General features: G+C 63.6%; 12 protein-coding genes. 6 read left to right on the top strand and 6 right to left on the bottom strand.

The window, feature by feature from the left end; all coding sequences use genetic code 11:
* Positions 1 to 77: 77 nt before the first annotated feature.
* The 4 genes from E4P29_RS21830 (at position 78) to E4P29_RS21815 (ending at position 4,181) form a co-directional block, all read left to right on the top strand.
* Positions 78 to 800 carry a class I SAM-dependent methyltransferase gene (locus E4P29_RS21830; RefSeq protein WP_135047184.1) on the top strand — a complete coding sequence of 241 codons (723 nt, stop codon included), beginning with the start codon at positions 78 to 80 and terminating at the stop codon, positions 798 to 800.
* 122 nt (positions 801 to 922) lie between these two features.
* The gene (locus tag E4P29_RS21825; protein WP_245154445.1) at positions 923 to 2,140 is read left to right on the top strand and encodes an EAL domain-containing protein; all 1,218 of its coding nucleotides are present in this window, start codon (positions 923 to 925) and stop codon (positions 2,138 to 2,140) included.
* Between the two features lie 123 nt (positions 2,141 to 2,263).
* A complete protein-coding gene (locus tag E4P29_RS21820) occupies positions 2,264 to 2,896 on the top strand; it encodes a GyrI-like domain-containing protein (RefSeq protein WP_135047182.1) in 633 nt (210 codons plus the stop codon).
* Positions 2,897 to 2,909: 13 nt separating this feature from the next.
* Complete coding sequence (locus E4P29_RS21815; RefSeq protein WP_135047181.1) at positions 2,910 to 4,181, top strand: MFS transporter; 1,272 nt, start codon at positions 2,910 to 2,912, stop codon at positions 4,179 to 4,181.
* A 24-nt stretch (positions 4,182 to 4,205) separates the two neighbouring features.
* On the opposite strand, the gene E4P29_RS21810 is transcribed toward E4P29_RS21815, so the two are convergent.
* The 4 genes from E4P29_RS21810 to E4P29_RS21795 form a co-directional block, all read right to left on the bottom strand.
* Positions 4,206 to 4,625, bottom strand: coding sequence for a VOC family protein (locus E4P29_RS21810; RefSeq protein ID WP_135047180.1), 420 nt, complete (start codon positions 4,623 to 4,625; stop codon positions 4,206 to 4,208).
* 87 nt (positions 4,626 to 4,712) lie between these two features.
* A complete protein-coding gene (locus E4P29_RS21805; protein WP_032366157.1) occupies positions 4,713 to 5,024 on the bottom strand; it encodes a transcriptional regulator in 312 nt (103 codons plus the stop codon).
* Positions 5,021 to 5,449 carry a hypothetical protein gene (locus E4P29_RS21800; protein ID WP_135047179.1) on the bottom strand — a complete coding sequence of 143 codons (429 nt, stop codon included), beginning with the start codon at positions 5,447 to 5,449 and terminating at the stop codon, positions 5,021 to 5,023. The genes E4P29_RS21805 and E4P29_RS21800 overlap by 4 nt, the downstream gene beginning before the upstream one ends.
* Before the next feature lie 48 nt (positions 5,450 to 5,497).
* Positions 5,498 to 5,800 (bottom strand): hypothetical protein, encoded by a 303-nt coding sequence (locus tag E4P29_RS21795; RefSeq protein WP_135047178.1) that lies wholly within the window; start codon positions 5,798 to 5,800, stop codon positions 5,498 to 5,500.
* A 102-nt stretch (positions 5,801 to 5,902) separates the two neighbouring features.
* Here E4P29_RS21795 and E4P29_RS21790 point away from each other — a divergent pair, with 102 nt between their 5' ends.
* Positions 5,903 to 6,466, top strand: coding sequence for a dihydrofolate reductase family protein (locus tag E4P29_RS21790; protein ID WP_032370583.1), 564 nt, complete (start codon positions 5,903 to 5,905; stop codon positions 6,464 to 6,466).
* Between the two features lie 40 nt (positions 6,467 to 6,506).
* Here E4P29_RS21790 and E4P29_RS21785 read toward each other — a convergent pair whose 3' ends face one another.
* Positions 6,507 to 6,803: a DUF503 domain-containing protein gene (locus E4P29_RS21785; protein ID WP_027497180.1), complete on the bottom strand. Its 297-nt coding sequence runs from the start codon at positions 6,801 to 6,803 to the stop codon at positions 6,507 to 6,509.
* A 72-nt stretch (positions 6,804 to 6,875) separates the two neighbouring features.
* On the bottom strand, positions 6,876 to 10,418 hold the full coding sequence (gene car, locus E4P29_RS21780) for a carboxylic acid reductase (RefSeq protein WP_135047177.1): 3,543 nt from the start codon (positions 10,416 to 10,418) through the stop codon (positions 6,876 to 6,878).
* A gap of 330 nt (positions 10,419 to 10,748) precedes the next feature.
* Here car and E4P29_RS21775 point away from each other — a divergent pair, with 330 nt between their 5' ends.
* Complete coding sequence (locus tag E4P29_RS21775; protein WP_135047176.1) at positions 10,749 to 12,545, top strand: acyl-CoA dehydrogenase; 1,797 nt, start codon at positions 10,749 to 10,751, stop codon at positions 12,543 to 12,545.
* Positions 12,546 to 12,550: the final 5 nt, after the last annotated feature.

Genomic DNA, 12,550 nt, shown 5'->3' with positions numbered 1-12,550 from the left:
GTCTTCCGAGCACCATATCGCCCGTCGGCGAGAGGGAAGAAGGCGCGGCCTCGGGACGAGTATCAGCGTGTGGCTCTGTGCCGGACGCAATCTACGAGGACCCACGACTGGCAGCTGTCTACGACGTCCTCGAGGCAGAGCGCATCGATCTGGATGTGTACTGCGCCGCCGCTCGGCGGCTGAGCGCGAACACTGTTCTCGATCTGGGTTGTGGCACAGGCACATTGGCGATCCGCCTGGCAGAACAGGGAATCGAGGTGACTGCCGTCGATCCGGCAGCAGCATCGTTGGACGTGGCCCGCCGCAAACCCGGGTCCGAGTCGGTGCACTGGGTGCACGGTGACTCGAGGGCGATACCGACCATGCATTTCGACCTTGCGACCATGACGGCGAACGTCGCTCAGGCGATCACCGACGACCGCGAGTGGGCGTTCACCCTGCAGCGTCTGCATCGCGTACTGCGCCCGGGCGGGTTTCTGGTGTTCGAGACACGCAGACCCGACTACCGGGCATGGTTCGAGTGGAACGAACGAGACTCCCGGACGGTGCACGACATTCCGGGAACGGGCCGAGTCGAGAGCTGGGTCGAGACCACGGATGTGAGCGGGTCTTCGGTCAGTTTCCGCTGGACCTACGTCTTTGCTGCGGACGGCGACGTGCTGACGTCGGACTCCACGCTCCGTTTCCGCGAGCTCGAGGAGGTGACGAGCGATCTGTCGCGAGCGGGGTTCACGGTTCGGGAGGTCGCAGATGCCCCGGACCGGCCGGGTCGGGAGATGATCTTCCACGCGCAGGCCTGACTGCCCGGGCCGGAACGGCCGGCGACCATCGGGCATGATGGTTCCCCGGGTGGGGACCGTCGAGGGGTACCGAGGGAGGTCCGCCTGTGCATCGTGACGCCTCGCACGCGCGATTTTCGCCGATGACGATCGATATCACGTCGACCTACCAGCCGATCGTCGCATTGGACGGCCGAGCTGTCGTGGGTTACGAAGCCCTGGTGCGGACCTGCGGCGACGTGCAGGCGATCTCGCCGCCGCAGCTGCTGCGCGAGGCGGCCGAACAAGGCGTATCTGCCGAATTCGACTGGCGGTGCAGACTCAGCGCGCTGAGCGGGGCCGTCGAGGCCGGGTTCCCCGAAGGACTCGCGTTGTTCGTCAACGCGGAACCCACAGCCCTGGACGCGCCACCTCCGAGAGAGTGCCTGCCACTGGTGGCCGAGGCATCTCGGTTGTCGATCATCGTCGAGATCACCGAGCGAGATCTGATGGGTGACCCCGCCGGGCTGCTGCGTGCGGTAGAGCATGCCCGCGACCTGGGATGGCGGGTCGCGCTCGACGATGTGGGTGCAGACTCGTCGAGTCTCGCTCTGATTCCGCTGCTCCGGCCCGACGTCATCAAGCTGGATATGTCTCTCGTGCAGGGCCGTTCGAGCTATGCCACGGCGTCCGTGGTGTCCGCGGTCGCCGCCGAGGCCGAACGCAGCGGTGCGCTGGTGCTCGCCGAGGGAATCGAAACGGAGCAGCACGAAGCGACTGCGCACGACATGGGTGCGGTTCTCGGCCAGGGCTACCTGTACGGCGCTCCGGCTCGTCTACCCACCTTCGGGACCACAGGCGGTACGGCCGAGACACTCGAGTTGGAGCCGGCAATAACCGTTCGGGCTCCCGTGGCCGTGACGCCGTACGGTCTGGTCCACCGATTCGGAACCCGTCGACGCGCTGACGCAACGCTTCTCGACGACATCGAGAACGGTCTGCTCCGCAGTGCCTACGGCACCGGTGCGTCGACCGTCGTATTGGCGACGACGAACGCGTCGGCCGGGACGAACGCCGAGCGTGTCGCAATGTTCGACGACCTCGCTGTGCGCACGGCTCTCGTGGCCGTCTTCGACTCGCGGCCGATGCCGGGTGAACATCGGTTTCGGACCGTTGCGGTCGGCGAGGACGAACCACTGGCGACGGAGCGCTCGGTCGTCATCGTGGCACCGATGTCCAGCGTTGCTCTCATCGCGGTGGAAAGCGGAACTGCCCAGGACGGAAGCGTGTTGTACGACTACTGCCTGACCTACGACCGACACATGGTCCTCGATGCGGCGACGCTTCTGCTCCGCCGATTGCCCGCTCGGACCCATGCGTGAGCCGGTTCGAGTCGGGACGAGGTCTCCGTTGAGCCGGGTGCGTCCGAACGGGGCTACGTCGACCACGGGACCCCAGCCCGGCGCACTCGGTACACTGACCCGCAGTCGGCAGGAGGTGAGGGCATGAAGACGGATTTCAAGAAGACCCTCGACTCGTATTCGGCACGGCCCAACGTGTTTCGAGTTCTGACCGTGCCACCGACGAAATACTTGATGATCGACGGCCACGGGGATCCGAACACCGCGCCGGAGTATTCCGATGCTGTATCCGCGCTGTTCCCCGTTGCGTATCGGCTCAAATTCAGCAGTAAGAACGACCTGGGGCGCGACTACGTCGTCCCGCCGCTCGAAGCCTTGTGGTGGGCGACGGACATGGCGGCCTTCACCACGCGCCGGGACAAGTCGAACTGGCTCTGGACTGTGATGATCATGGTGCCCGACTGGATCGACCACACGATGTTCGAGCACGCCCTAGGGGTCGACGCATCCGAGAACCGTTCGGACCGACGTGCCCGAATGCGCTTCGACACTCTCGACGAGGGCCTGTGCGTGCAAACTCTGCACATCGGTTCCTACGATGACGAGGCCGCGGTGCTCGACGAGATGCACGACCACTACATCCCGCAGGCCGGGCTGACGATGACCGGTCGTCATCACGAGATCTACCTCGGTGACCCACGACGGGTCGAACCGGCGAAGCTGCGCACCATTCTTCGGCAACCGGTGCGGTACTCGGCGCACGAGGCCTCGCTCTGACACGATGACCGGCATGACCAATGCGGTGCGTCCGGCGTCGTTCACCGTCGGCACCCTCACGTTGCTCGGGGCCCTGTACTTCGCACAGGGTCTGCCGTTCGGCTTCTTCACGCAGGCCCTGCCCGTCGTGCTTCGAGAGTCGGGTTTCTCGCTGGTGAAGATCAGTGCAACCGGGGTGTTGTTTCTGCCGTGGGCGCTGAAATTTCTGTGGGCACCGTACGTCGATCGTTACGGTTCCAGGCGGCGGTGGCTCCTGACGTTGCAGGTGTCCGCCGCGCTGGTGGCGCTTGCACTGTCGTTGCTCGATCTGTCGTCGACGCTGCGCTGGCTCTTCGTCGGGATTTTCGTCATCAACGCGCTGTCGGCCACCCAGGACATCGCAACGGATGGGATAGCGGTCCGCACGTTGACGGTGTCGCAACGCGGCCTGGGCAACGGTCTGCAGGTGGGCGCGTACCGGATAGGTATGGTGTGCGGCGGGGGAGTGCTGTTGTGGCTGTTCACCTTTGCCGGATGGCAGGTGCTCTTCGTTGCGATGGCATTGCTGATCCTGTTGGCGACGGCCCCGGTCTGGTTCATGAACAAGCAACTGGCCGCGGCAGACGTGGACACCGACCGGCAGCCCGAGTCCGAGAGCCCGGCGCGACTTGCTGTGGCCTGGTGGTCCCGATTGCGCAGGCCTGGCATGGTCGCGTTCATTCTTCTCATCGTCGGCTTCAAATTCGGAAACTCGATGGGCTCGGCGATGGTCGGCCCGTTCCTCTCGGACAACGGACTGACCTTGACTCAGATCGCCCTGGTCGAGGGCGGCCTATCGTCGGTGGCAGCACTCGGAGGTGCTGCGCTCGGCGCGTGGTTGTCTTTTCGCTTCGGACGTCGTCAGGCTCTGCTGGTCGGCGGAATCGCCCAAACCCTCAGTCTTGCGTTGTATGTAGCGGCATCGTTCGGCATCGGCGGGTTTCCGCTTCTGGTCGCGGCCAACGTCACCGAACATGTGCTGGGCGGCGCGGCAACCGTTGCCGTTTTCGCGCTGATGATGGACGCATCGGAAAAACGTTATGCAGGAAGCGATTACACACTGATGGCCTGTGCAATCGTCTTTGCGCAGGGTGCGTCCGGACTTACGGCGGGCGTGATCGGCGACGTGTTCGGTTACACCGCATTGTTCGGTTCCGCACTGGTGCTGTCCGCAGTCGGTTGCGCGGCGCTCATCGTGGCGCTCGACAGGGGCTGGGGGCAGACAGGGCTGCACGAGGTCATCTCTGTCGAATCGCGCACCCACTGAAGGTACCCACTGCTTCTGCGTCGCTCAGCTTTCGGCGACCGAGCCGGAGATGTTCACCACCCACTGCACACCGAACTTGTCGGTGAGCATGCCGAATACGTCACCCCACGGTGCTGCGTCGAGACCCATCGTGAATTGTGCGTCGACGGCCAGCGCGTCCCAGTAGCCCGTCAATTCCTCGTGCTCGGTACCGAAGAGCGAGACGCTCATCGTGTTTCCGGGTGTGTGTTCCATCGACGACGGGGTGTCGGCCCCCATCAGTGTGAATCCGCTGGGAGTTGTCAACTGGCCGTGCATGATCAGGTTCTTCTTGGATGGATCGTCGGTGGCCTGGCCCTCGCCGAACGTTGTCATGGTGAGTTCTCCACCGAAGACCGTGCGGTAGAACTCCATAGCGTTGCGCGCATTGTCACGGAACGACAGGTACGGACTGAGTGTGGGCATGGCAGGGACTCCTTCTCGAATCGAACGACCGGTGCGGGCTGCATCGACTGCATCCTTCGAAAGATAGACACGGAGCTGGGGGAGAACTCACCGCCCGGGCTCGGATGGGCTCGCGTCGGCCTCCGCGAGAATGGCGCGGAGGGCAGCGACATGGCGGCGGTAGGCGTTTTTTCCCTCCCTCGTCAGCGACAGCCACATCCGCCGCGAGTCGGTGCGTGATCTCTGCTGGTCCACGTAGCCGGCGTCGACCAGAGCCGCCACCTGCTTGCTCAGCGCGGATGCACTCAATCCACTGTGTTCCTTGACGACGGCGAGCTCGAGCGTCGTACCGGCCGCCAGCAGCGCGCAGATCCGCAGCCGGTTCGCCGGATGAATGATCGGATCCAGATCGTCCGTCATCGGTGTGTGCTCCGGTAGTGAGCGATCGAACCGAACGAGTACGTCGCCGTCGCTGCTGCAGCGAGGAGCACCAGCGCCCAGCTCGGCAGGGATGGCCGCGCGAATGCCAGTGCCACCACCACGAAAGCAACGGACAGTACGACCGACGCCAAAAATCCACGGCTGGTAGGCAGCGCCCACGGTGTGCCCATTCGGTACCCGGTGATCACGTTCGTTGCCACAATGGCCGCGGCCAGAATCAGCAGGGCGACAGTGCGGTGGGAGTCGGTGAGCAGCGGCGTGAGTGCCAACGCACCGATGAGCACTGCGTTGAGGGCGTACAACCAGACCGGCCACGGAGTGTCGCGCACGGCGCGTTGCACTCGGTCGATGTCGTCGAGAGTCGTTCGAGCTTCGGACGAGGTGGGCCTATCGATGCTTTCCATATCGGAAACCATATTGGATAGTTTCCGATATGGCAACGATTTGTGTGATCAGTTCTCGGGACCGGTGTCGGTCGGCCGTGGCACATCGGCCTCCCATCGAGCCCGTCGCTCGTCCGGGGACTGTTCCCACCACGGTGTACCTCGTTCTCCCAGAGCGACTTTGGCGGCTCGAACGCCCGCGCGAGACTCTGTGGCACCGGAGGTGCGTTTGACGTCTCTGCGCCACGCCATCAGGATCGAGCGCAATTCGGCGTTGCGATCCTCGGGAATATCGGGATCGGTAGCGCGCCACCGTCGACCCTTGATGACGACATAGTGACCGTCTTCGGTGCGTTCCACTTGCTCGGCCATGAGACCACCTTGCCACCCGACACTGCCTGTCGTCGGTTCGACGCGTGGTTTACGATTCCGGCACCTGTTCCGCTTCTGCCTCCCACCGAACCGAGGATTGCCATGCGCACCGTGATCGTGACCGCGTTCGTTTCGCTCGACGGCGTCATGGAGGGACCGGGTGGGGAAGTCGGCTACCGCAACGCAGGGTGGACGTTCAAGGACATCGAATTCGATCCTGCGGCGTACGAAATCAAGGGCCGTGAGCAGGACGAGGCCACGGCCATGCTGCTGGGCCGAACCTCCTACGAGGCGTTCGCTCCCGTGTGGCCCACTATGGACGATTTCGCCGGATACAACTCGATGCCCAGATACGTGGTGTCGACGACATTGGAGCGCAGCGACGACCGTTGGCCGGCAACCATTCTGCGCAGCATCGACGACGTCGCCGAACTCCGGGAGACCGAAGGCGGGCCGATCTCGGTGCACGGCAGCGCGACGCTGGGTCGCAGCCTCGCCGACGCCGGTCTCGTCGACCGCTACCACCTGTTGGTCTTCCCGATGCTGCTCGGCGCGGGCAAGCGGCTGTTCAGCTCCAGTGACAAGGCCACGACCCACCTGGATCTGGTGGAGCACGAGGTGTACGGCAACGGCATCCAGAAGCAGGTGTTCGACGTCCGCCGATAACCGTGAACGTCGAAGACCCGGATTCGTCGACAGCCGCGATTCAGATGTCGTCGCTCTTCAGTGTGCGCCGCCGAACGGCTACGAGATGAAGCTCCGGTCGGGACGCCGCCATCCGCTCGACCCGGTCGAGGATGTCGGTCACGTGGTCGAGGTCGCCGGCTACCACCGACGCTCCGATTTCGGCCCGTCTGTGCAGGTCGCGATGGTCGGTTTCGGCGACCGACACCGCGAATTTTCGATGCAGCTCCGAGATCACGGGCCGAATCACCGAGCGCTTCTCCTTCAGGGAGTGCACGTCGCCCAACAGAAAATCCAGTTCTATCCATCCGATCCACATAGGCTTACGACTGTACCGCGGTAGTGGGCGGGGTTACCCGGTGCGAGCCGAAGGGCCCGCACCAGGTAACGGTCAGCTCTTGGCCACCAGGCCGAGTGCTACCAGATCGGCCAGATACTTCTCGATCAGTTCTCGCCCCAGGTGTGGGATATCGCCGACAGCCGACGCGAATTCCTCTGCCGGCAGGATTGCCCCCGACGACGGGTGCTGGGGATGCGCGTAGGAGTGGATCAGCGGCAACAACGAGTGTGACCGTTGTTTCTCCGGTAGTTCCTGCACTGCCGCGCTGAATCTTTCGAACCACTCGTCGTAGTCGTCGACGATGTCGATGGTGCACCCCGCGTCACGTAGCCAATCCACGAACGTATCCAGCGATATGTCGTCGTCGTGGGGGTTCAAAATGTCGAAGGTTCGGTAGCCCGTCACGTCGTCGCCCGCGATCGAGGTGATGGCCGCTGCACTGAAGTCCGCAGGCAATCCGTCGTAGTGAGCCAGTGGCCTGCCCTGCTCGTCGGTCGGCGCTCCGGCATCGGTGGCATAGAAGCTTCTCGGTGCCAGCCCGGTTGCGACCACCGACAGGATCAGGCGCGTGAAGACGTCGGGCACGTTCAGCTGCCCGGACCACGTGCTGTGGGCGAGGATCATGTCGGACCGGAAGACCGAGACGGGCAGCGAGTACTCGTCGAAAGCGTTGCGCAACAATACTTCTCCCGCCCACTTGGAGTTTCCGTAACCGTTGGCGTACGACTCGTCGACAGCTCGTTGCGGACTGTCCACCCGGATGTCACCGTTCTCGTAGAAGTCGTCGACCCCGACGGCAACCGCGACCGTCGACAGGTAGGTCACCGGCTTGACGTGGTCGGTCAAGGCCAACCGGATCACCTCGGCCGTTCCGACGACGTTCGGTCCGAAGAGGTGCTCGTACGGCAGCGCGTGATTGACCAGTGCTGCCGGGTGCACGACGCGGTCCACGCGCCGGGAAAGTTCCTCCCAGACTTCGTCGGTCAATCCGAATCGGGGGGTGCCCAGATCGCCTGCTATCACTTCGAGTGCGGCGTCGGCCAGGGTGCGGTATCGATCGGACAACTCCGCGTCTCCGCTGTCGAAGGCGGCGTCGAGGCGGGCGCGGGCATCGACATCGGAGCGTCCGCGCACCAGGCAGATGACCTTACCGCCGGCGGCTGCCATCTTCTCCAGCCATTCGAGGCACAAGAACCGGCCCAGGTATCCGTTCGCTCCCGTCAGCAGAACGGTGTTCGTTTGCGTCCGGGGGCCTGAGATTCGGTGAGCGGCATCGAGCAGGGGTGCGTCCAGAAATGCCGACAGGGTCAGATCCGATGCGCGCGCGACGGCTGCGTCGCGACCGTGAACCGAAGCGAATGTCGCGGTGTCGGAATCGTTGTCGATCGCAGATGTGATGTAGTCGGCAAGAGCCGACAGGTCCATTGCGGGTCCGGTGATCACACCGACGGGGACGTCGACGCCGTAGATGTCTCGCAGCAATGTGGAAAATGTCAAGGCCGACAACGAGTCGCCACCGAGATCGGTGAAGTGGGCATCGGGTCGGATGTCCGCGCCCGAGCAGCCGAGCAGAGCCTGTGCGGCGTCCCCGACCGTGACCAGAACGGGTGCCTGGGCACCGGAACGCCGAAGCTCACGCAATCGGTCGGTCTGCCCCGATTCGAGTTCTGCGTAACGACGCTCGAGTTCGTCGCCGTACCGCTCGACGAGTTTGGGTCGCAATTGCTTTCCGGCACCCGACAACAGACCGTTGTCCTGAGTGAAGGGCTCGGGTTCGAGCACGACCTCGCGAGGTATCTCGTAAGAATTCAGCGACTCCGTACGGGCAATTCGCTGGAGGGATTCCATGATCGCTCCCGCAGTCGAGTTCGCGTGAGCGGGAACGACGACGGCCAACAGATACGACCGCTGGCTGTTGCCGTACAGAAAGATCTGATCCACGAGCTCGCTCGTACCGAACACGGCTTCCAGGCGCGCCAACGCAACGAATTCGCCCTGGGCCAATTTCAGTACGTTCTTTCGACGATCCACGTATGCGAGCCGGTCCGGTTCCAGCTCGGCCACGACGTCACCGGTGCGATAGAACCCATCCGAATCGAAGACATCTGCGGTCACGTCGGGTCGCTTGTAGTAGCCGGGGATGATCGACGTCGTCTTGAGTAGGAGCTCACCACGTGGATGGGGAGTGTCGGTGGAGAAGTAGCCGAGTTCGGGCACGTCGTCCAACTTGTATTCGAGTACCGGTGGTCGAGCGACGATCCCGTCGAGAAGTACCATTCCGGCTTCGGTCGAGCCGTAATTGTCGCGAACCCGAACGTCGAGCAAGTCGGTCACGAAATCCTTGACCTCGGCGGCGATGGGTGCGGTGCCCACCATTGCAGCCAGGATTCGTCCACCGAACTGCTCGGACCGCACGCGCTCGAGCACGTCTCGCGAAATCTGGTCGTGTTCACTTGCATCGGTACCGTCGACCGCACGATCGATCTCGGCGAGCACGGTGTGGCGAATCATCTCGCACACCCGCGGAATCAACAGTGCCAACGTGGGGCGCGCCAGAGCGAAGTCCTCGAACAACGTGGACAGGTCGCTCGAGCCTGCGAAGTGGACCGTGCCGCCCGCCGCCAGAGTCGAGAAGACGAGGCCGCGGCCGGCAAGGTGGCTCATCGGTAGGTAGTCGAGGGTGATGACGGGAAAGGCCGGCTCGTCGACGCCCTCGGACGACGCACCCGTCCGATGCCAGGCCCCGGTCCACGCACCGGACACGATCTGTTCGGTGTGCATCGCCCCTTTCGGAGTACCGGTGCTGCCGGAGGTGTAGATCAGTGCGGCGAGACGCTCGGGATCCTCGACGTCGAACAACGGCACCTGGGGGAGCCGGGAACCCTCGTCCACCAGATCGGTCAGCGGGCGAACAACAACGTCGGACCCGTGGACACCCTCGCGCGCGGACGCCAGCGCCCGAGTGTCGGCATCGACTCGGTCGTCGTAGTCGAGTACGACCACTGTGCGGATCGACCGGCAGTGGCCGGCTACCTCCATCGCGACGGCGAGGTTGTCCACGTCGGAGGCCAGGACCACCGGCTCGACCTCGTCGACGATGGCCGTCAGCTGACCTGCGGTGGCTCCGGCCTGAAGTGGAACTGCGACTGCGCCGACGCGGATGGTGGCCAGTTCGGTGATGACGTAGTCGATGCCGGCGAAACCGAGCGTGGCCACGAAGTCGCCTGCAGCGATGCCGTCGTCATGACCCAGGGCGGACGCCAAGGCTCCTGCGTCGGCCCAGGCCTGCCCGTAGGTCACCGTGTCGAATCGGGGGAGTAGGCGAGCCGAAGTGCTGCCGTCGGTGTCCTCGATCGTGCGCGCGCGCCGTCCCAGGGCGGGGCGATCGGAATACCTGGTCATGATCTCGGCAACCACGCGAGCGAGATTGGGGGCCAATTCTCGAGCGGCGTCCGCAACAGACCGATCCGGCTCGGCGGCCCGGAACTCCGGATCGTTGTCGTACAGATGCTGAAAACGGTCTCGCTGGCGGATGTCTCGATCGTGTTCGCTGTCGACGGCCTCTGTGGTTCTCGAGGTGACTGTTCGGGTCATGCTTCTCCCCTCCACGATGCACCGGACGACGCCGGATCATCGTGCTCGTACGCCGAAGATAGTTATCAAAAGTAAGTATATGCCTGTAGCCAAGTCGTCAATCGTGACGCTGCTCATAGTCCGGTTGGCCTGAGATGTCTGTGTTGCAACCTTTTTCGGTTACCGCCACGCCGGGCATCGGTCGTGTATCAAGGCGGCGTAGGTACTCGATGTGGATGACCGAACCCGACTTGTATGGTGAGTTCCACGTCACGTGCGACGCGGTTGCCGCTCCCTCGTAGAGCTCACGCCGTCGGCTCACGCGTCACCCCTCTCGATCGGAGCAGCGAAATGTCGGACGTTCTCTCACGCCGCGACCTGGATTTTCTGTTGTACGAATGGCTGGATGTGGTTGCGTTGACGCAGCGGCCACGCTTCGCGGAACACTCGCGCGAGACCTTCGATGCGGTACTGGACCTGAGTGCAGACATCGCCCACAAGCATTTCGCCCCGCACAACAAGAAGGCCGATGCACACGAGCCCACCATGAACAGAGACGGTTCGGTGGAACTGATCCCCGAGGTGAAGGCTGCTCTCGACGTGTACCGAGACGCGGGGTTGATCGCCGGGCAGTTCGACGAATCGATCGGCGGTATGCAGTTGCCCGCCACCGTCTCTCGTGCCGCCATGGCATTCTTCCAGGCTGCGAATGCTGGAACGTCCTCGTATCCGTTCCTGACGATGGCCAACGCCAATCTGATCGCCACCTACGGCACACCGGAGCAGGTGCGCGACTACGTGCGGCCCATGATCGACGGGCGTTGGTTCGGCACCATGTGTCTGTCCGAACCGCAAGCGGGGTCTTCGCTGGCGGACATCACCACGAAGGCTGTGCCGCAGGGCGACGGCAGCTACCGGCTCACCGGTACCAAGATGTGGATCTCCGGTGGAGATCACGAACTGACCGAGAACATCGTGCATCTGGTTCTGGCGAAGACGCCGGGTGGACCTCCCGGCGTCAAAGGGATCTCGCTGTTCATCGTTCCCAAGTTCCTGCCGAACGGTGAGGGCGGCATCGCCGAACGTAACGACATCGTGCTGACCGGGCTCAATCACAAGATGGGCAACCGCGGTACCACCAACACTCTGCTCGCATTCGGCGACGGAACCCATTCTCCCGGTGGGAAAGCCGGGGCAGTCGGCTATCTCGTCGCCGAAGAAAACCGTGGTCTGTCGTACATGTTCCACATGATGAACGAGGCCCGGATCGGCGTCGGATTCCTGGCGATCGCACTCGGCTACGTCGGCTACCTCAAATCCGTCGAGTACGCGAAGACGCGCACCCAGGGACGGCCACTGGGAGCCAAGGATCCGGCCGCGCCTCCGGTCGCATTGATCGAACACGCCGACGTACGCCGAATGTTGTTGGCGCAGAAGTCGTACGTCGAGGGTGCATTGGCCCTCGGGCTCTACTGCTCGCGTCTGGTGGACCACCAGGATTCGGCATCGGACGCCGCCGACGCAGCTCGATCGACACTGTTGCTCGACGTACTGACGCCGATCGCCAAGAGTTGGCCTTCGCAGTGGTGTCTCGAGGCCAACAGCCTTGCCATTCAGGTGCACGGGGGTTACGGCTACACCCGCGACTACGACGTGGAACAGCACTACCGCGACAACCGGCTCAACCCCATTCACGAAGGTACACACGGCATTCAGGGCTTGGACCTACTCGGCCGCAAGGTCGTCATGCAGAACGGTGCCGGGTTGGCGCTGCTCGCCGAGCGAATCGCCGAGACCGTGACGCGAGCATCGACTCGCGGGGGAGCGGCCGAGCAGTACGGCACCGAGCTGAACAACAGGTTCTCGAGGATCGTCGAGGTCACCGCCGCAGTCTGGGGTACCGGTGATGCCGCCGTGGCGTTGGCGAATTCCACGGCCTACCTCGAGGCAATGGGCCACACGGTCATCGCGTGGATGTGGCTCGAGCAGCTGCTTGCCGTGGAAGACCGAACCGGAGACTTCTACGACGGAAAGCGCTCTGCTGCAAGGTACTTCTTCGTCTACGAGCTACCGAAGGTCGATGCGCAGCTCGATCTGCTGGCGCTTCTCGATCGAACGACCCTCGATATGTCACCCGCCTGGTTCTGAGCACG

This window comes from Rhodococcus sp. 1R11 (assembly GCF_004563845.1).
In the GTDB taxonomy this organism is placed as follows: domain Bacteria; phylum Actinomycetota; class Actinomycetes; order Mycobacteriales; family Mycobacteriaceae; genus Rhodococcoides.
This window is presented reverse-complemented; position numbering and strand designations above follow the sequence as displayed.

What these genes read in the sequence shown, in the direction of transcription:
- E4P29_RS21825 (WP_245154445.1), top strand. Translation starts at nt 923, where the DNA reads ATGACGATCGATATCACGTCGACCTACCAGCCGATCGTCGCATTGGAC.
- E4P29_RS21820 (WP_135047182.1), top strand. Translation starts at nt 2,264, where the DNA reads ATGAAGACGGATTTCAAGAAGACCCTCGACTCGTATTCGGCACGGCCC.
- E4P29_RS21815 (WP_135047181.1), top strand. Translation starts at nt 2,910, where the DNA reads ATGACCAATGCGGTGCGTCCGGCGTCGTTCACCGTCGGCACCCTCACG.
- E4P29_RS21810 (WP_135047180.1), bottom strand. Translation starts at nt 4,625, where the DNA reads ATGCCCACACTCAGTCCGTACCTGTCGTTCCGTGACAATGCGCGCAAC.
- E4P29_RS21805 (WP_032366157.1), bottom strand. Translation starts at nt 5,024, where the DNA reads ATGACGGACGATCTGGATCCGATCATTCATCCGGCGAACCGGCTGCGG.
- E4P29_RS21800 (WP_135047179.1), bottom strand. Translation starts at nt 5,449, where the DNA reads ATGGAAAGCATCGATAGGCCCACCTCGTCCGAAGCTCGAACGACTCTC.
- E4P29_RS21795 (WP_135047178.1), bottom strand. Translation starts at nt 5,800, where the DNA reads ATGGCCGAGCAAGTGGAACGCACCGAAGACGGTCACTATGTCGTCATC.
- E4P29_RS21790 (WP_032370583.1), top strand. Translation starts at nt 5,903, where the DNA reads ATGCGCACCGTGATCGTGACCGCGTTCGTTTCGCTCGACGGCGTCATG.
- E4P29_RS21785 (WP_027497180.1), bottom strand. Translation starts at nt 6,803, where the DNA reads ATGTGGATCGGATGGATAGAACTGGATTTTCTGTTGGGCGACGTGCAC.
- car (WP_135047177.1), bottom strand. Translation starts at nt 10,418, where the DNA reads ATGACCCGAACAGTCACCTCGAGAACCACAGAGGCCGTCGACAGCGAA.
- E4P29_RS21775 (WP_135047176.1), top strand. Translation starts at nt 10,749, where the DNA reads ATGTCGGACGTTCTCTCACGCCGCGACCTGGATTTTCTGTTGTACGAA.